The 16,920-nt window shown below is 66.0% G+C and carries 17 protein-coding genes and 1 pseudogene; 4 read left to right on the top strand and 14 right to left on the bottom strand.

The window, feature by feature from the left end; all coding sequences use genetic code 11:
- Nucleotides 1-131: 131 nt before the first annotated feature.
- The 3 genes from LVY72_RS24235 to LVY72_RS05735 all read right to left on the bottom strand — a co-directional run bounded on the left by LVY72_RS24235 (nucleotide 132) and on the right by LVY72_RS05735 (nucleotide 2,907).
- Nucleotides 132-1,223 carry a YhaZ family DNA alkylation repair protein gene (locus tag LVY72_RS24235; RefSeq protein ID WP_269092198.1) on the bottom strand — a complete coding sequence of 364 codons (1,092 nt, stop codon included), beginning with the start codon at nucleotides 1,221-1,223 and terminating at the stop codon, nucleotides 132-134.
- A 148-nt stretch (nucleotides 1,224-1,371) separates the two neighbouring features.
- Nucleotides 1,372-2,196, bottom strand: coding sequence for a DUF4097 family beta strand repeat-containing protein (locus tag LVY72_RS05740; RefSeq protein WP_237818598.1), 825 nt, complete (start codon nucleotides 2,194-2,196; stop codon nucleotides 1,372-1,374).
- A gap of 219 nt (nucleotides 2,197-2,415) precedes the next feature.
- Nucleotides 2,416-2,907 carry a hypothetical protein gene (locus tag LVY72_RS05735; RefSeq protein WP_237818596.1) on the bottom strand — a complete coding sequence of 164 codons (492 nt, stop codon included), beginning with the start codon at nucleotides 2,905-2,907 and terminating at the stop codon, nucleotides 2,416-2,418.
- 131 nt (nucleotides 2,908-3,038) lie between these two features.
- On the opposite strand from LVY72_RS05735, the gene LVY72_RS05730 reads away from it, so the two are divergent.
- On the top strand, nucleotides 3,039-3,323 hold the full coding sequence (locus tag LVY72_RS05730; protein ID WP_237818594.1) for a cupin domain-containing protein: 285 nt from the start codon (nucleotides 3,039-3,041) through the stop codon (nucleotides 3,321-3,323).
- A 46-nt stretch (nucleotides 3,324-3,369) separates the two neighbouring features.
- Here LVY72_RS05730 and LVY72_RS05725 read toward each other — a convergent pair whose 3' ends face one another.
- The 4 genes from LVY72_RS05725 to LVY72_RS05710 form a co-directional block, all read right to left on the bottom strand.
- Nucleotides 3,370-3,690, bottom strand: a complete 321-nt coding sequence (locus LVY72_RS05725; RefSeq protein ID WP_237818592.1) for a DUF6804 family protein — start codon at nucleotides 3,688-3,690, stop codon at nucleotides 3,370-3,372.
- Nucleotides 3,687-3,962 (bottom strand): hypothetical protein, encoded by a 276-nt coding sequence (locus LVY72_RS05720; RefSeq protein ID WP_237818590.1) that lies wholly within the window; start codon nucleotides 3,960-3,962, stop codon nucleotides 3,687-3,689. The genes LVY72_RS05725 and LVY72_RS05720 overlap by 4 nt, the downstream gene beginning before the upstream one ends.
- Nucleotides 3,963-4,042: 80 nt before the next feature.
- Nucleotides 4,043-4,822, bottom strand: a complete 780-nt coding sequence (locus tag LVY72_RS05715; RefSeq protein ID WP_237818588.1) for a TM2 domain-containing protein — start codon at nucleotides 4,820-4,822, stop codon at nucleotides 4,043-4,045.
- A gap of 141 nt (nucleotides 4,823-4,963) precedes the next feature.
- Nucleotides 4,964-5,638 carry an Rv1352/Rv1906c domain-containing protein gene (locus LVY72_RS05710; protein WP_237818586.1) on the bottom strand — a complete coding sequence of 225 codons (675 nt, stop codon included), beginning with the start codon at nucleotides 5,636-5,638 and terminating at the stop codon, nucleotides 4,964-4,966.
- 259 nt (nucleotides 5,639-5,897) lie between these two features.
- On the opposite strand from LVY72_RS05710, the gene LVY72_RS05705 reads away from it, so the two are divergent.
- Nucleotides 5,898-7,331 carry an Rv1352/Rv1906c domain-containing protein gene (locus LVY72_RS05705; protein WP_237818584.1) on the top strand — a complete coding sequence of 478 codons (1,434 nt, stop codon included), beginning with the start codon at nucleotides 5,898-5,900 and terminating at the stop codon, nucleotides 7,329-7,331.
- Between the two features lie 57 nt (nucleotides 7,332-7,388).
- Here LVY72_RS05705 and LVY72_RS05700 read toward each other — a convergent pair whose 3' ends face one another.
- Entirely contained in the window at nucleotides 7,389-8,012 is a 624-nt protein-coding gene (locus LVY72_RS05700; RefSeq protein ID WP_237818582.1) for a CG0192-related protein, read from the bottom strand.
- Nucleotides 8,013-8,122: 110 nt separating this feature from the next.
- Here LVY72_RS05700 and LVY72_RS24580 point away from each other — a divergent pair.
- Nucleotides 8,123-8,589 (top strand): annotated as a pseudogene (locus tag LVY72_RS24580) (DUF1016 N-terminal domain-containing protein); the annotation flags it as partial.
- Between the two features lie 90 nt (nucleotides 8,590-8,679).
- Nucleotides 8,680-9,240 (top strand): PDDEXK nuclease domain-containing protein, encoded by a 561-nt coding sequence (locus LVY72_RS05690; protein WP_372463676.1) that lies wholly within the window; start codon nucleotides 8,680-8,682, stop codon nucleotides 9,238-9,240.
- Nucleotides 9,241-9,294: 54 nt separating this feature from the next.
- Here LVY72_RS05690 and LVY72_RS05685 read toward each other — a convergent pair whose 3' ends face one another.
- The 6 genes from LVY72_RS05685 to LVY72_RS05660 all read right to left on the bottom strand — a co-directional run bounded on the left by LVY72_RS05685 (nucleotide 9,295) and on the right by LVY72_RS05660 (nucleotide 16,920).
- Nucleotides 9,295-10,134, bottom strand: coding sequence for a fumarylacetoacetate hydrolase family protein (locus LVY72_RS05685; protein WP_237818578.1), 840 nt, complete (start codon nucleotides 10,132-10,134; stop codon nucleotides 9,295-9,297).
- A gap of 44 nt (nucleotides 10,135-10,178) precedes the next feature.
- Nucleotides 10,179-12,503 (bottom strand): arylsulfatase, encoded by a 2,325-nt coding sequence (locus tag LVY72_RS05680; RefSeq protein WP_237818576.1) that lies wholly within the window; start codon nucleotides 12,501-12,503, stop codon nucleotides 10,179-10,181.
- Nucleotides 12,504-12,530: 27 nt separating this feature from the next.
- Nucleotides 12,531-13,967 carry an MFS transporter gene (locus LVY72_RS05675; protein WP_237818574.1) on the bottom strand — a complete coding sequence of 479 codons (1,437 nt, stop codon included), beginning with the start codon at nucleotides 13,965-13,967 and terminating at the stop codon, nucleotides 12,531-12,533.
- A gap of 385 nt (nucleotides 13,968-14,352) precedes the next feature.
- A complete protein-coding gene (locus tag LVY72_RS05670) occupies nucleotides 14,353-14,916 on the bottom strand; it encodes a flavin reductase family protein (protein WP_237818572.1) in 564 nt (187 codons plus the stop codon).
- A gap of 36 nt (nucleotides 14,917-14,952) precedes the next feature.
- Entirely contained in the window at nucleotides 14,953-16,410 is a 1,458-nt protein-coding gene (locus LVY72_RS05665; protein WP_237818570.1) for a purine-cytosine permease family protein, read from the bottom strand.
- A gap of 87 nt (nucleotides 16,411-16,497) precedes the next feature.
- Complete coding sequence (locus LVY72_RS05660) at nucleotides 16,498-16,920, bottom strand: RidA family protein (RefSeq protein ID WP_237818568.1); 423 nt, start codon at nucleotides 16,918-16,920, stop codon at nucleotides 16,498-16,500.

Raw genomic sequence — 16,920 nt, 5'->3', positions numbered from 1 at the left:
TTGATCGGCTCGGCCACGGCTTCCTCAAGCAGGTCCGCCGCCGGCCAGTAGGCGTCGAACATCTTGACGATCTACTGGACCAGCAGCTTTCCCATGGGGTTGCGCTCCTGCTCGGTTGCGAACCAGCCTGACTATGCGATGACATTGAAGCCGGTGCGGTCCGAGCGCACACCGTTGACCTGCACCTGCAGTTCGTGTCGGCCCGGATAGTGCACCCGGGTGGTCATCTGCCGGAAGGCGTGGGACTTGCGGAACCGCCGGGTCTGCCCCGGCCCGAGCTCCGCAACGGCGAGCTTGAAGACCTTCGGGGCGAGGGTGCCGTTGGCCTTAAGGTAGTGGACCAGATAGTCCACGGCCACCCGGGCGGTGTCCGCGGACCCGTTCGTGACCTCCACTTCGAAGACCAGTTCCCCCGGCAGGCCGACCGTGTCCCGGTCCACCTGCGGAGCCGACACCGAGACCGCCGCCGGGGCGAAGCCGAGCAGTGCCAGCGCGTCCGGATGAGCCTTCTTGACCAGCGTGCGCAGTCCGTGCCGGACGACCCAGCCGCTGCCGGGCTCCGCGTTCCACCGCGCCGCCGCCGCGACCACGTCGTCCGGGGCATGGCGGGCGGCGTCGTTCAGGTGGTTGGCCACCGAACGCCGGACCGTTTGGCTGGGATCGGTGTGCAGGGCGTCCAGGATCCGGAAGGTGGACTGCGGCCGGGCAATGATCCCGGGAACGCGGATGGCCCAGGGCAGGTAGGGGCGCGTGCCTTCGCTGGCCAGCCGCCGCACATGCTCATCCGGATGCCCGGTCCGGTCCTGGATCAACCCCAGTGCCCGCTCCAGGTCCCGGATCAGCAGGCGCCGGATGGCAAACTCGCTGGTGAGCCGGGGCGTCAGTTCGAAGAGCAGGGCCAGGGCGTTGTCGAACGCGCGGGTGCTGCCATCCTGGAGCGCAAGGGTCACCGCCGCCTCGCCGGCCGGCCAGATCATCCAGCCGGTGAACGCCGCATCGTCCAGGGCCGCGCGGAACACCGCCGCCGCGCCGTCGTAATCCTGCCCGAGGTCGGCCACCAGGGCCGCCGCCAGCACGTCGGAGCGGGCCCGCAGGGCGAGCGGCTCCAGCCGTTCTTCCGCTGCGGCGAGCGCGGGCCAGGCCGGGCGGCCGGCGGCCTGCGACAGGGACGCCCGCAGGCCCTGCACCGCCGACGGGCCGAGCAGGTCATTCATCACACCCATGGATTCCTCCGGTTCCGCCGTCCCGTGCCGTCCGCCTTTCAGACGGCACGACGGCGTGTCCCCGCCGCGCCGCGGCGGCCCGGCGTCCAAATCCGGACACGAGGGAACGGCACGCATCCACCCTATCGGCCGGCCGGCAGTGCTCCGGCTAGTTCGCCACCTCGATATCACCGGCCGTCGCGCTGAACGTGTACGTCCGGGCGGCGTCCGGTGTGCTGGTGGCGTCGATCGAGACCGTGCCGATCGTGGCCTCGGTCTGGATCCGGTAGCTGCCCTTGGGCAGGGTGGTCGTCTGGTTGCCTGCGGTCGTCTCTACCGCCAGGCCAGCCGGCAGGCTGCCGAAGTCGAGCGTGGCATTGCCGGCGGTGGTGTGCACGAGGGCGCGCCCAGTGACGTGGTAGTCGATGGCGGAGATATTGCCCGCCGTGGCCGCCAACGTCACATCGCGGGCCGACCCGGTGACGGTGAGGTTCCCCGCGGTGCTGTTGAGCCCGGCATCGCCGAATGTCCCGTCCAGCGACAGGTTGCCGGCGCTGGTGCTGAGGTTCACCGCGATGGGATTGGCCTCCATGTCGCGCGGCAGGAGCACCTCGAGCCGGGGCGAGGACCCGCCCCAGATATCCCACGACCACCAGCGGGGATTGTGCTGGGTGAGGCGCACCTGAGCCGTGCCGCCGGCGTTATCGCTGTCGACGGTGAGCTCGTAGCTGCGCCTGGCATTGCCCTGGTCGAAGCGCACTTCGGCTTCCGCGACATCCGCGTAGGCAACGCTGACGCCGCTCGCCTCTGCCTGCACGTCGAGGGCCGTGAACGGTCCCGCGATCGGATAGACCCCGGAGGCGTCCTTGCGGGACATCGACGCCGATACCTCAAGGACCAGTGCCACCAGGCCGATCGCCAGCAGCAGGACACCGACCATCAGCAGGACATGCGGCCGGCGGCGCGGACGGGTGGGCAGGACCTGTGCGGACATGATGGTTCCTTACTTGTTCGGTCGGGGCACGCTGAAGGCACAGACAATCCACCCTGCACCGTGGAGAACGTGGATGACTTGGCGGCCGTAGTGGCCGCCCCTTGCCACGATAGGACCCGGCCGCGGCCATTGCCGTCACTCTTGCGGGCTATCTTGGACCGGCTTTGGTAGTCCCCAAGGAGGACGGTGCGGCTCGTCGCGCCACGGCCGGCCCCGGCATCAGCGCAGGATCTCCACGAGGGCGACCCAGGAAAATAGCACTGCACCGACGATGGCCAGGATGCTGCCGGCCGCCACCCAGACATACCCGGTATCCGCCCCGGCAACCAGCAGCACCGCACCGACGCTGAACAGCGCCGGCGGCAGCGCGCCCACCAGCACCTTCCCGGACCGGCCGGCCCCGTGCCGGCCCTCTTCGCGCAGGATTGCCCGGACGGCGAACGCCTCGAGCAGCCAGACGAGCCCCACCCCGGCCAGCACTTCGAGACCCAACAGCCACAGCGGCTGGCCCGGAATCAACGCCAGGCAAGCGGCGGCCACCGCCAGCACCAGCGCGCCGATCGACGAGCCGGCCCGGGCCGGCAGGGTTTCCGTCTTCAGGATCTCCGCGATATTGACCGACATCGCGACGATGAGCAGGCCGGCCAGGGCCGCCCCGGCACCCGCGACGGCGACATTGAAGTCGGACCAGCCCGGCAGCGCGGTTTCCATGGCGGCACTCTACTGGGCCGCCCGGCCAGTGGCGAGCACGGCGGACCAGGCCCGGCCCGGGCAATTCTGTAGGCTCACTCTGGTCAGGATGTGAAGCGCTCCTGCCAGCGCGCCCAGTATCGGAGGATCCCTTGTCCCAGCCGGCCCAGCCCACGGTCCAGATCGACGACGAACACTTCCGGGTGACCGAATGGCGCTTCCCGCCGGGCAGCGAAACCGGCTGGCACCACCACGAACTGGACTACGTGGTGGTACCCATGACCACCGGCAAGCTGCTGCTGCAGACCCCCGACGGCGAGTCCATCACCAGTCAGTTGACAGCCGGGCAGTCATACTCCCGGCGGGCCGGCAACGAGCACAATGTCATCAACCCCGGCGAACATGACTTCGTCTTCGTGGAGATTGAAGCCAAGTAGCTGGTATGCGCGAGCCGCCGCGCTCGCAGGTACAGGGGCAGTCTGCCTACAACTCCTGTCCGGTTTCCTGACGCCTGATCTGGCTCCCCGCAATGGCAAGCACGCCGGCGGCCATAATGTCGAGGACAAACCAGATTGGCCTTGTCAGGTAGACCGGCGCGATGGGGTTGAACAAGATGGCGACCGGAATCAAGGCGTAGAGCCACGCGGCCTGACCAGCGCGGGAGGCGATGACGCACATGGCGATGGCGGCAATCATGACGCCCCACCGGAGGAATGTGTAATATCCCAACGGCATTGGTGCGATGGCGACGACCAGCAACAGGACCGCGATCCCCGCGGCGGGCAGTGCGGGCCGGGGCGTCATCGAACTTCGCTCCGCAGATATGCAGCTACTGCTCCGGTGGCGGTCTCGGTCGCACCGACATACCGGCTAATGGCGCGGGCGCACTGAATTAACCCGAAAACCACGGCGCCCCAGAAGATGATGTAGCTGCCACCGTGCCCCATTGACTCCAGTCCCGGCAGGCTCAGCAGCAAGCCCGCAATGCAGATTGCGCCGTGTATCAGCGCGGAAATCAGGGCCTTTCGCCGAATCTTGTCGGCGACTTCCTGAATCAGTGTCTCGATATGTTCCATTTCTCCCCCACTTGGCAGGGACAAAGTGATGGAGCGGCCGCCTGCGCAGGCTGCCGCTCCATCACTTCACCCGATTTCGGCTACTTCTTTTCCTCGATGGTGACCTTCCACGAATCGATGTTCGCGGCCCGGACGTCGAGGAAGTAGCTACCGGCGGACTTATGGATGGCCGTCTCGCCCTTGTCCGGCTTGTCCAGCATGAGCAGCGGAATGCCGCCGTCCTTGTTCAGGTCGGTGCCCTCCTCTTCCAGGTAGGCGGCGACGACGACGAAGTCCTGGCTGCCCTTGAAGTTGTAGACCAGGCGCGTCTCGCCGCCGGACAGCTCAAAGGTCTGGCTGGCCGCGTTGGCGCTGCCGTCCAGCGTCACAACCTTGGTCCACTTCGCCTCAGCCACCGGCTCGGCCTTCGGTTCCGCCGCGGCTTCCTGCGCCGCGACGACACCGGTCCCTGCACCGGAATCGGCGCTGCCTGCTTCAGTGGCGCCGCGCGCCCCGTTGGAAATGGCGCTAACAACGATCACTACGGCGGTCACGACCAGTGCCAAGACCTTGTGTTTGTCGTAGCCCTCCAGCAGATAGCCGCGCTTGTCGCGCTGCTTGCCCGCCAGGGTGATGATCAGGTCGACCAGCCACCAGATGCCCGCGCCGCCGAAGGTGAACAGCTTCAGGAGGCCGGTGCCGACCTTGCCGAGATAGAAGCGGTCAACACCAAAAAATCCAACCAGCAGGGAAAGCAGCCAGGTGACGAGAAAGGACTTCTGGCCGATTGCCGGCGGCATCGGGTATTGCGGCATCGGCTGGTACATATGCGGCGGCGTGGGCTGCGGCGCCGGGGCGCCGTCCTTGATGAACTGGGACATGGTTGTTCCTTTCGCGGGCTGCCCGCGGGCAGCCCTGATTACCTTCAAGATGGTGCGGTGATGAATCGGCAGCGCGGCTGATGCTGCACGAGGTGAAGTGACGAGGCTGACGCTATTGGCCGGTACCGACAGTTTCCGGCGCTACTGCTTCGTCCAGGTCCCGCAGCGGGTCGTGTTGAAGTCCTGGCCCTTGGACAGGGTGACTGTCGGCCGGCCGCCGCCGGGGATGTCGTTGGCGATGATGTCGTCCCCGTTGGTGCCGCTGGTGTAGATCCCCCAGTAACAATCGGAATCGACAGCATCGGTGGTGCGGTAGGTGCCGGCGGCAATATCCACGCCGACGGTCCACGTACCTTCGTGGATCGTGTTGGCGGCCTTTTCCTTCTCGGCCCCGGTGACGGCCTTTTCCCGCTTCTTCACTGCGGCTTCGGCTTCCTTCAGTTCGGCCTCGCCCTTCTCCAAGTCCGCCGCGCGTTCCTCGACCGCGGCCTCGCGGTCCTCGATTCCGGCGTCCAGTGCGTCATAGTCGGCGTTGAGCGTGTCGTAGTCCGATTGCAGTCCGTCCCGCGCAGACTCCACGGAAGCTTTCTCGGCCGCGAGCGCGGCGTACTCCTCGCTCGCGGTCGGATCTTCAAGCGCCATGCCGCTGGCGATCCCGCCGCCGAAGAGTACGACGGCGGAAATCGCCATGGCGATCCGCCTGCCCTTGCCCGGTTTGCCGATTTTGGACGCCTTTTTCGGCTTGGCCGGCAAATCCGGCGCACCGGCGTTGCCCGTCTCGCTCGCTGAAATTTCCGGCAGAGTTTCTGTGGACATAGTTCCCCCTGTTTCTATCCGGAATTACTTATCGGCAAGTTCGCCGACAATGTTCAGGCCGTCGTCCGGGTGGTAGCCCCAAAGCAGCGGCCACTCTCCATACCAGTGCTCGGGTCGATCGGCCAACGATAAACATTGCCGCCATCTCGGAAGGTGAAGTGGCGTTTGTCTTTGCACTGTATAAATGAAGCTGGTCTGCTCCTAGCCAGGGCAGACAGACAACCGAATATGCCGGAAACGGCAAGAAATGTTGGGGGACATGAAGAAATACATTCCAGGCTGGCGAGAAACCGGCCTGTCGATCATGACTGCCTCGGCGCTGTTGCTTGGCGGGCTGGCTGCGGCACCCGCCGCAGCGGCCACGACGTCGAACGTGCCAAGCAGCATCGCGATTCAAACTGCGGTCACCACGCCGAAGATTACCGGGGAGGTCAAGGTAGGGTCGCGGATCAGCATCGACCTCGGCGACGCTGCCAACATCGATTGGGCCTACCTCGTACTGTATCTGGACGGCGAGTGGGAGGACATGCTGGACCCGGTGGGCGGGACCTTCCACTACACCATTCCGGCACATGCCGCCGGCAAGAGACTGACCTTTGAGGTGTCGACCTGGAGCGAGGGAGAACCGGAGGAATTCACTCTCGACGCCGGCATGGTCACCGGCGGCACCATCAAGCCTTTCAAGTCCCTGAAGATCACCGGAACCGCGCGGTACGGCTCAACGCTCAAGGTCAGCGCCGGCTGGCCGTCCGGGTCAAAGCCCAGCTACCAGTGGTATCGGGGATCGGCCAAGATCAACAACGCCACCAAGTCCAGCTACAAGCTGACCCCCAAGGACATCGGCAAGACCATCCAGGTCAAGGCCATGGTCACCAAGCCGGGCTTCAACAGCTACAGCGGAACGGCCAAGTCCGCCAAGGTCGGCCAGGGGGCCTTCTCTACCAAGACCGCGCCGAAGATCTCCGGCACCAAGAAGGCCGGCCATACGCTCAAGGTGAGCAAAGGCAGCTACGCGGCCAAGCCGTCGTCGTACAGTTACCGGTGGTACCGCGGCTCGAGCAGGATCAAGGGCGCTACCAAGTCCAGCTACCGCCTGACCGCTTCCGATGTCGGCAAGAAGATCACGGCCAAGGTGACCATCAAGCGCGCCTACTACTCCACCAGGACGGTTGCGAGCCGTTCCGTGAGCATCCCCCGGCCGCCCAAGCCGCCGCGGGTTGTCATCAGCCATGACGGCACGTACCGGGTCGGATCCGGGATCAAGCCGGGACTGTACAAGGCCACCGGCGGCGACACTTGCTACTGGGCGACTCTGGACGGTTTCTCCGGTTCGTTTAGCGACATCAACAACAACTACTTGGGCACTGGCAACACCTACGTGCGCATCACCTCGTCGGACCGGGGCTTCGAAACCAGGGGCTGCGGCAACTGGAAGACCGTCTCTAGCTCCGGCGCCAGGGCCAGCAAGATCACCCGGGACGGCACCTACCGCGTCGGCATCGACATCAAGGCAGGCACCTATGTGGCCAAGCGCTCGGGCAATGCCTGCTACTGGGCAACGGTGAACGATTTCACCAGCGACTTTGCCGATCTGGAAGACAATTACTTTGGACCCGCCCGGACGATCGTGGAGATTCCATCTGGCACTGTGGGCTTCGAAGTCAGGGGCTGCGGGACGCTGGTGCGGCAGTAGCAGTCCGGGACCTGCCACAGGAAGTGGCCGGGTATTACCCGGCCACTTACTCTTTCCCTAAAGGAACGCCAGCAATTCGGGCTCGTCCTGGCCGAGCCAGGTGCCGCGCAGCTGATGCGGTCCGCCGGGGTCCTTGGCTTGGCCCAGCACCCGGACCACAGTCAGCGCCGGGCCGTCGGTGTCGATGGTGGTGACGGGACCGGACGACGCCGGCCGTGCGGTTCCGGTTGACGTCACCGGAGTGCCGGAGGTGCCGCTGCCACGGACATGGACGAAGGTCTCCAGCGGTTCCAGCTGCCCGTCTTTATCGACGAACTGCTCAGCGGCCTCGGCCCCGGTCAGGATGGTCGAAGCCAGTGCAGCCGCATAGACCGGGTCGGCGCAGGCGTCGTACACCCAGCGATCGCCGAGCACCGAATGCTCCATGGTGCACACCAGCCACTGGTCCGCGTCATGCAGTGGGGCGCCCCGGTAGCTCAACGGCACCTGCATCACCGGCCCGGCCCCGAAGCGCACCAGGTGCGTCTCCAGGCCGACTTCGCCGGCCGGGTCATCGAACCGGTAGGCGCCCACGTGTTCCAGCGTGGTGCCTGACCCGATATACCAGCCCTGCTGAGGGACCCAGGTTTCCAGTAGTTCCTGTTTGGTAGGGCGCAGTTCAGCCCGGTAGAGGATCGCCATGGCCCCACCATAGGCCATGCACTGCCGGCCGTGGACGATCACCAAGGTGTCCGAGGCGGCCAGTAACGTGCAGGGACAGGAGCAGCACGTCCAAGAGGAGTCCGTAGCCAATGGCGACGAAGGACGGGAGCAAGCCCGAACGGGCAGCCCGGGACATGGAACCTCCGGCGAGTTTCCCTCCGACACCGGCCAGGAGCACGATGCCGGAGTGGTACCCGGAGCTACTGGAATCTGTAACGCAACGCATCTCACTGGGCCGCCTCAGCGCAACAGCTGCAATGAACCGCGAGCTCATCGCAACAAACTGGGCAATCGGCCGGGCCATTCTCGAGCGCCAGAATCACGAGGGCTGGGGTACTCGTGTCATTGATCGGCTCGCGGCTGATCTCAAGAATGCTTTCCCGGCTCCAAAGGATTTTCACCCCGAAATCTCAAGTACATGCGGACATTTGCCGAAGCATGGCCGGACTTCGCAATTGTGCAACGCGTTGCACAATTGCCTTGGCGCCATCACATTGCACTGATCGAAAAACTCGATGACGCCGGCGCCCGTCTATGGTACGCCGCCGCTACAGTCGAAAGCGGCTGGTCGCGCAACGTCCTGGTCCACCACATCGACACTCGGCTTCGCGAGCGATCCGGCAAGGCGATCAGCAACTTCGCTGCTATGCTCCCGCCCTCAGACTCGGACTTGGCACAGCAGGCGACCAGGGATCCGTACGTCTTCGACTTCGTGGCAATGACGAACCGACACAATGAACGCGAGCTTGAGTCCCATCTGGTCACGCATGTGCAGAAATTCCTGCTGGAACTCGGCCAGGGCTTCGCGTTCGTCGGCGAGCAGGTGCGGCTGCAGATCGGCGATGAGGAGTTCTTCGCGGATCTGTTGTTCTACAACTTCAAGCTTCGTTGCTTTGTGGTTATCGAACTGAAAGCCGTGAAATTCGATCCGTCCTATTTGGGGCAGCTGGGTATGTACATGGCCGCCCTGGCCGATCTGCTGGCCCACCCGGAGGACAGGCCGACCATTGGTCTGCTGCTGTGCAAGACCAGGAACGATGTGGCGGTCGAGTACGCGCTGGGCGGTTACAGCACGCCGATCGGGGTAGCCGTGTGGAAGAGCGCCCTCGAGGAATCCCTGCCGGAGGAGTTCACCGCCAGCCTGCCGAGCATCGAGGACATCGAGGCCGAACTGGCCGGCGGAGGCGAAGACGCTCCGGAAAGCTGAGGCGGGCAGGACGGGCAGGAACCCGCACTGCCCGCCTCCGCGGTTCCTGCGTCCTTAAGCCGGCAGGTGTGCCGGTTCGGTGATCGGGGTGGACAGGACGCCGATGCCGTCCACGCTCACCTCGACCCGGTCCCCCGCCTTCAGGTACAGCTCGGGGGTGCGCGCCCGGCCCACGCCGCCGGGGGTGCCGGTGAGGATCAGGTCGCCGGGTCGCAGCGGCAGGATCGTGGACAGGTAGGCCACCAGCTGGTTCGGCTTGAACAGCAGGTCCGAGATCGGGTGCTCCTGCATGACGGCGCCGTTGACGGTGGTCCGCAGCGTTGAGGCGGCCGGGTCGAACTCGTCAGAGGTGACCATGACCGGACCCACCGGGGTGGAACGGGCCCAGATTTTACCCTGCAGCCATTCGATGGAGCGGAACTGCCAGCCGCGCATCGAGATATCGTTGGCCGCTGTATAGCCGGCGATGTAATCCCCGGCTTCCGCTTCGCCCACCCGGTAGGCGGTCCGTCCGATGACGATGGCCAGCTCGCCTTCCCAGTCCAGCTCCGGGTCCTCCGCCACGGCCTCCACCGGATCGGCCGGGCCGGTCAGGGTATCGGCGAACTTCGCGAACACGGTGGGGTGGGTGGGCAGTTCCCGGCCCATCTCCTGGATGTGGCTCTTGTAGTTGAGCCCCACGCACAGCACCTTGGACGGGTTCGGCACCACCGTGGCCAGTTCGGCCTCCGCCGCCGGATGCTCCGGCCCGGCTGCGCCGCGGGCAATCTCCTGCCAGTTCTCCTCGGCCAGCAGGGCGCCGAGGTCCGGGTACCCGGCGATCTCGGTATAAACGTCCCCGTCCAGACGGGCGGCGGCCGTGCCCCCGGTGGTGCGCAGGGTTGCGAGCTTCATAGTGTGCAGGTCCTCTTTCTTGTTATCGATGTGTTCTTGGGATGTCAGTCGGCCCGGCGCTGTGCCTCGACCTCGATCTTTTCCCGCAGAGCCGAAATCGGCCGCTGCTTCCCGGGTTCGTAGACGACCTCCCGCAGCAGGCCGGTCCAGGGGAAGGTTCCCCTCCGGTTCCGCAGCTCGCGGAGGACAGGACCGCGCGGGTCGCGCCCGACGGCGATTCCCGTCCACGGCACCATGCCGGTCATCAGCGGCACCGTATCCATTGCGGTCAGGGCCGGGCCGTCGCCGATCCGCACGCGGAACGTCCACTGCAAGGGGTCCACAACCTCGGCCTCCAGGACCAGGGACCTGATCCCGTCCGCCCACGGCGCCACCCGGGCCAGCAGCGGCTCGCCGTAGCAGTTGTAGCCGAACCACAGGTCCCCGTCCTCGACGTACAGCAGATAACCGCCCTGGACATCACCATGGGAGATCAGGACTCCTTCATCGGAGGCGGCCGAACCTCCCAGCAGGATCCGTACCCGGAAATCGCGGTACTGGATCAGTTCCAGGGACCGGTACCGTTCCATCACCGGGGTGCCCGGCAGGATCCGCACCGGGTCCACCAGGTACTGGTCCGCGGGCCGCCGCCCGGGCAGCACACGGGCCCCCGGTCCGCTGCCCTCGATAAGCGGGAACACGGAGTTCCGCCAGCCCTCCCGGTCCCAGAGTGCGGCGAACTTCCGTACCAGGTCAGGATGCTGCGAGGCCAGGTCGTGCAGCTCGGTGGGATCGTTGCGCATGTCGAAGAGCTGCCACTTGGGCTCGTCCACCGGGCCCTTCTTGTCATACAGCGACAGCAGCTTCCAGCCGTCACAGTACAGCCCGCGGTGGCCCGAGATCTCCGAATACTGCACCGTGTGGGCGGAGTCGGCCTCCGGGCTGGCCCAGACATCGGCCACCGACATGCCGTCGGGAGCAGTCAGCCCGCCACCGGAGGCAGTACCCGGATGCCCGATCCCCACCAGGTCCAGGATCGTGGGCACCACATCGGTCACATAGGAGTACTGGTCCCGCACGCCCGCCATCTTCGCCGGTGCCCCGGGCCAGGACGCCAGGAACGGCACCCGCACCCCTCCTGCGAAGGTCTGTCCCTTGTAGTAGCGGAACGGGGTGTTGGAGGTCTGGGCCCAGCCGCGCGGGTAGTGGGCGGCCGAGTCGCGTCCGCCGATGAGGTCTTCATCAAGCGGGGTATCACCCTGCCAGCCGAACTCGGCCAGTGAGTGCGGGAACATCCGATAGTAGGACCTCGTGCCCTCGGCCCCGCCTTCGGCCGAGGCGCCGTTGTCCGAGGTGAAGACGATGAGCGTGTTGTCCAGTTCGCCCAGATCCTCGAGGAGGGTCACCAGCCGGCCCACGGACCGGTCGATGGTCACCACCATCGCCGCATAGGCCTCCATGTACTTGGCGAAGCGCTCCTGCTCTTCCCTGCTCAGCTCGTCCCAGGGGCCGACGTCGTATCCGGGGGTGTCGTTCCGGGGGGCCTGCTCCACGTCGGGGCCGAACAGCCCCAGCTCGCGCTGCCGGCGGAACCGTTCCTCCCGCAGGGCATCCCAGCCCCGGGCGTACTTCCCGCGCTGTTCGGCCAGGACATCTGCCGGTACCTGCAGCGGCGCGTGGACGGCCATATGGGCGAAATAGCAGAAGAACGGCTTGTCCGGATGGGAACTGCGCAGGGACAGGATCTGAGAAACGGCCCGGTCGGTCAGGTCGTCGGTCACGTAGTAGTCGTCCGGCCACTCCTCGTTGTTGAGCACCGTGTTGTCGACAACAAGCTGGTTCGGCTCGAAGAAGGAGTTGAGGCCTTCAAGCGACCCGTAGTAGTGGTCGAATCCCTGCTGGCACGGCCAGGATTCCTTGGAGGCACCCTCATGCATGTTGGCTTCCCGCACCAGGTGCCACTTGCCGAACGCCATCGTGGCGTACCCGTGGCCTCGCAGGATCTTCGGCAGGGTCGCGATGTCCTCGCCGAACTCGATCCGCATGCCGGGGAAGCCCGGGTCGACGTTGGAAACGAACCCAAACCCGGCCCGGTGGGGGTTTACCCCGGTCAGGAGCGAGGCACGCGCCGGGGAGCACATGGGAGCCGTGTGGTAGTTCGTCATGCTGACGCCGTGGTCCGCGAGCCGCTGCAGGTTCGGCGTCGGAATCTCAGAGCCGTAGGGGCTGATATCGCTGTAGCCGAGGTCGTCGGCCACGATCACGATGACGTTGGGGGCCCCCTTGGGCGGCGTGGCCTCCGCCGGCCAGGACGGCTGCGACGACGCCGTCGTCCTGCCGATCCGGCCCTCGTAGCCTTCGTAGCCCCGGGCATACTCGGGAATGGTCATGCGCGTTTCCTTTCGCTGGGCGGAGAACTAGGCAGCGCCGCCGGTAGCGGGCTTGTTGCCGTGCCGCAGCGTCAGGGTGACGATGATGGCCAGCAGCGCCACGGCCGCGTAGATACCGTATGCCAGGTGGAATCCGCCCATGTCATAGGAGATCGGCCCGGCCCCGCCGGGGGTGCTGATGATCGCGGCCGCGACGACCGCACCGATGATGGCGTTGCCGAAGGCTCCGAACAGCTGCTCGGAGGTTGCCTTCAGGGAGGCACCGACGCCCTGGGTGGTCGCGGGGACCGCCTCGATCACCAGGTTGGACGCCGAGGCGTGGTAGGAGCCGTTGCCCAGGCCGAAGATGAAGGCCACCAGCAGCAGCATGCCCGAAGAACCGACCAGTCCGAGCGCAATCAGCATGGCACCGGCGAACCAGCACAGGGCGCTGAAGATCATCGGGTACTTCGGCCCGATCCGCTTGGCCAGGTATCCGGCGCCCAGACCGGAAGCAGATCCCAGCAGGCCCAGCGGCAGGGCATAGGTCAACGAGAACTCAACGGGCGAGAGGCCGAGGCCGGAGTCAACGCCGGACACCGGGGCGGACTGGGCCATCTGGGAAATGATGGCCACGTTGGAGTTGAAAATGAAGCCCAGCAGCGAGGAGATCAGCAGGGTGGCCCAGACCTTGCGCTGGCGCATCAGCGTCAGCGGCATCAGCGGTTCGGCGGCCCGGCGCTCCACCAGGATGAACGCCACCAGCAGCAGGGCACCGGCCACGGCCGAGACAGCCTGGTAGGGGGACTTGACGGTGGCGTAGCACAGCAGGGCCGCACCACCGCCCAGCAGCAGCGCGCCGAGGAAGTCGATCTTATGGCGGGCCCGCACCGGCGTCTCGGGAACGACGACGGCCACGAGGAGGACGGTGACGATGATGTAGACGGTCAGGAAGACGAAGACGCTCTTGTAGCCGTAGTTCTGCGTGAGGAACCCGCCGAGGGTCGGACCGAGGACCCCGGACACTCCCACGCCCGCACCGATGCCGCCGATGGCCACCGGAACCCACTTCTTGGGCAGCAGGTCCCGGATCAGTCCGTAGGTGAGCACCAGGCCCACCATGCCGAAGGCCTGCATCCCGCGGCCGGCCAGGAAGATGCTGTACACGGGGGCGATTGAGCAGATCAGGGTGCCCACGGCCATGGCGCCCGCGCCGAGCAGCAGAACTTTCTTCTTGCCGATCACGTCACCGAGCTTGCCTAGGATCGGCAGCAGCATGGCACCGCAGATCAAAAGTACCGTGAACACCAGGCCTGGCTGGGTCGTCCCGAAGCTGGTGGCGATATTGGGCAGGGCCGGGCTCACCATGTTGTATTCGAACGATGCGACTTCGCTCAGCAGCACGATCGAGAGGACGATCATGAGCGAGGAACGGCCCGAACGGGATTCTGCGTCGGTAGCCCGGCGCGAAATGAGTGTTGCCATTGATTCCAAGGTCCTTTAACTGTTGGAGGAAAACACCCGCCCCAGGCAGAACAACGTCGTTCTGCCTTCGGCGGTGCAGTGCCGGCGCGGTTTAGGGGTGGCGCGACGGCGGAAGAAACAGTGGGGCGCGCCGGTCCGGCATGGTTCGCACACGCATCGGTCGTGCGCCCTGAAGGAAAGCGTCTGGTTAGGTCCCGGGCGGCCGCAAGCCGGATCCGGCCGGGCGGTGTCACGGCCCCTTCCCCCGCCCGGGGTGGGGGAAGGGGCCAAAAGAGCTCTTTATCTTAGACGGCTGCAGGGGTGCGGCGAGCTTTTGGCCGCAATGTTGAGTCACGGTGTGCGATAGATCGGGACACCGGACGCCGCCGTCACTGGCCGGCAGTCTTTACCGGCCGCTGCTGGCCAGCTCGCCCCACTGGCCGCGGTGGAACAGCAGTGGCCGGCCGTCGTCCTGCTGGCCGAAGGACTCCACCCGGGCCAGCAGCAGGACGTGGTCCCCGCCGTCGTACGCCGCCCACGGGGTGCACTGGAAGTGCGCCAGGGAACCGCTGATGCGCGGGGCGGATTCGTCCAGCACCCAGTCGATCGTCAGATCGTCCTGCGGCTTGCCGGCGAACTGCAGCGCAGTGCCGAGCTGATCATCGCCCATCACGTTGATCGCGAACGGGCGCTCCATAAGGTAGGACAGCGCCTGCGAGCTGCGCATGAGCGAGACCAGCACCAGCGGCGGTTCCAGGGAGACCGAGGTGAACGAGTTCACGGTCATCCCGTAGTTGCTGCCGGCGGATTCGTAGGTCAGGACGGTGACGCCGGTGGCGAAGTTGCCCAGCGTGTTGCGCAGCTGGCGCGGGTCGAAGGCGGGGGCTTCGCTGCCGGCGTTCCGGTCGCCGGACAGGAAGCTGGCGCCGGCACGGTTCTGGATCACGGGTGCGGAGAGGACTTCAGTCATCGTTTCTACCTCCTGGGATAGCGGGGTGAAAGGGGTTCAGTGGGCTTCGGCCAGGGCTTCGGCTTCGGCCACGAAGGAAGTGGCGGTGCCTTCCGGCATCCGGCTGCGCAGCAGCGGGTAGAGCCCGATGGCCAACACGAACGAGACCAGGAAGCCGAGGGCGAAGATGCCGGTGGCCATCAGGATGATGCCGACGGCGGCGGAGACCACCAGCGTGACCACGCCGGCCCAGTTCCACTTCTCCACCTTGTGGGTGGCGGCGTCGTACCGGCCGTGCCGGATGATGTAGTAGTCGGCGATCATCACGCCGCACATGCCCAGCGTCATGCAGCCGAGGTAGGCAAGGTAGGCGGCGAACTGCCCGAGGATGCCGCCGGCGATCATCAGCAGGGCGATGAAATTGCCGACGACGACCATCACCGCGCGGCCCGGCTTCCAGCCGGTCAGGGAGTCGACCAGGTTCACCAGGGACAGCGAGCCGGAGTAGGCGTTGATGGCCTGGGCCTTGGCCTGGGCGGCATAGATGGTGATGAACCCGATCCAGCCGGCGAAGACCACGAAGAAGGCGCCGGTGTTCTGCATGACGAACAGGCTGGCGGCCTCGGCTGCGGCCTGCGGGCTCATGCCGGCATTGCGGGCCATCAGGTAGTCGATCACCTTGGGCATGCCGCCGATGACGATGAGGGCACCGAGGACGGTCATGATGATGTTCTGCGTGACCGGCCCGGCCACGGCCAGGATGCTCACGTCGCGGTTGGTGCGGCAGTAGCGGGCGAAGTCGGTGGTGACCAGGGCGATGGTGCCGGCGGTGGCGCCCATGACGCCGATCGCGGCCTCGAACTTGGGCCAGGCCCCGCCGGGGACAACGCCCTGGTAGGTGAACACGTCCATCGGGTTGGCGCCCTGGACGGCGTAGATCTGGATGACCATGAAGACCGCGACCAGGATGGTGATCAGCGTCAGGACGCCGGTGGCGCGCAGCGCGAGCTTGAGGCCGAAGATGGCCAGGCCGATCCACAGCAGTGTCATCAGCCCGTAGAGGAGGATCCGCACCGGCCAGGTGTCGTCCAGGCCGAACATCAGCAGGGTGCCCTCGTACAGCAGGGCGGACTCCATGGCGAGGAAGCCCAGGATCATGAAGGTGAAGATGATCGAGCCGATCGAGGAGCCTTTCAGCCCGAACCCGAAGAAGCGGGAGGTGATGGTGCTGGACATGCCGGTGTTGAACGCCATCCGGCCCAGGCTCCTGCCAAGGAACACGCCGAAGACCGCCACGAGGATGCCGGCAATCATGCCCACGGTGAAGCCGGCCAGCACCACCGTGAAACCGCCGATGGCGAAGATGACCAGGGCCGTGGCAACGCTGACCGGGCTGAGGGAGAGCTGGAAGCCGCTCTTGCGGTCCCCCATCGGCACGCTGGCCAGGGCGTGGTCTTCGGCGGCGACGGCCAGCGAGGAATCAATCGATTCCGGGGAGTTCGAATGTGCAGACATGATTGTCCTTAAGTGGGAAGAGAGGACCCGGGCGGGGCGTTGTGCAGTGCCGCGCAACGCCCCGCCCGGCATCAGGCTGGCCGGGGATTAGTTGGCGCTGCAGCCGGCGACTGCGAGGGCCTCGATCTCCACGAGGATCTCGGGCTTGGCCAGGGCGGAAACCTCGACCAGGGTGCAGGCGGGGAAATCGCCGGTGAAGAACTCCTTGCGGGCCTTCCAGACCTCGGAGTTGTTGGCCATGTTGGTCACGAAGATCGTCATCTTCACGACGTCGTCCATCGCTGCGCCGGCGGCCTCCACCAGGTCCTTGATCTTCTGGAAGATGACCTTGGCCTGCTCGTATTCCCCATCGCCCTGGATGGTCTGCCCGTCGAGACCGCGGGCCGTCAGGCCGGAGACCGTGATCAGGTCCCCGATCCGCAGGCAGTTGGACCACATGCCCTCGGCGGGTTCGCCGACGGCGTCGGAATAAAACCGCTGCTTCTTCAGTGCCTTTGTTTCTACCGTCAT

It is taken from the genome of Arthrobacter hankyongi, assembly GCF_022012395.1.
Classification (GTDB): Bacteria; Actinomycetota; Actinomycetes; order Actinomycetales; family Micrococcaceae; genus Crystallibacter; species Crystallibacter hankyongi.
The sequence above is the reverse complement of the archived record's forward strand: the minus strand, read 5'-3'. Positions and strand labels throughout refer to the sequence as shown.

Coding starts and splice junctions, on each gene's coding strand:
- LVY72_RS24235 (WP_269092198.1), bottom strand. CDS start 1,223: ATGGGTGTGATGAATGACCTGCTCGGCCCGTCGGCGGTGCAGGGCCTG.
- LVY72_RS05720 (WP_237818590.1), bottom strand. CDS start 3,962: ATGGAACATATCGAGACACTGATTCAGGAAGTCGCCGACAAGATTCGG.
- LVY72_RS05685 (WP_237818578.1), bottom strand. CDS start 10,134: ATGAAGCTCGCAACCCTGCGCACCACCGGGGGCACGGCCGCCGCCCGT.
- LVY72_RS05670 (WP_237818572.1), bottom strand. CDS start 14,916: ATGACTGAAGTCCTCTCCGCACCCGTGATCCAGAACCGTGCCGGCGCC.
- LVY72_RS05710 (WP_237818586.1), bottom strand. CDS start 5,638: ATGTCCACAGAAACTCTGCCGGAAATTTCAGCGAGCGAGACGGGCAAC.
- LVY72_RS05725 (WP_237818592.1), bottom strand. CDS start 3,690: ATGACGCCCCGGCCCGCACTGCCCGCCGCGGGGATCGCGGTCCTGTTG.
- LVY72_RS05675 (WP_237818574.1), bottom strand. CDS start 13,967: ATGGCAACACTCATTTCGCGCCGGGCTACCGACGCAGAATCCCGTTCG.
- LVY72_RS05705 (WP_237818584.1), top strand. CDS start 5,898: ATGAAGAAATACATTCCAGGCTGGCGAGAAACCGGCCTGTCGATCATG.
- LVY72_RS05715 (WP_237818588.1), bottom strand. CDS start 4,822: ATGTCCCAGTTCATCAAGGACGGCGCCCCGGCGCCGCAGCCCACGCCG.
- LVY72_RS05700 (WP_237818582.1), bottom strand. CDS start 8,012: ATGGCGATCCTCTACCGGGCTGAACTGCGCCCTACCAAACAGGAACTA.
- LVY72_RS05740 (WP_237818598.1), bottom strand. CDS start 2,196: ATGTCCGCACAGGTCCTGCCCACCCGTCCGCGCCGCCGGCCGCATGTC.
- LVY72_RS05690 (WP_372463676.1), top strand. CDS start 8,680: ATGCTCCCGCCCTCAGACTCGGACTTGGCACAGCAGGCGACCAGGGAT.
- LVY72_RS05660 (WP_237818568.1), bottom strand. CDS start 16,920: ATGACGGTAGAAACAAAGGCACTGAAGAAGCAGCGGTTTTATTCCGAC.
- LVY72_RS05735 (WP_237818596.1), bottom strand. CDS start 2,907: ATGGAAACCGCGCTGCCGGGCTGGTCCGACTTCAATGTCGCCGTCGCG.
- LVY72_RS05665 (WP_237818570.1), bottom strand. CDS start 16,410: ATGTCTGCACATTCGAACTCCCCGGAATCGATTGATTCCTCGCTGGCC.
- LVY72_RS05680 (WP_237818576.1), bottom strand. CDS start 12,503: ATGACCATTCCCGAGTATGCCCGGGGCTACGAAGGCTACGAGGGCCGG.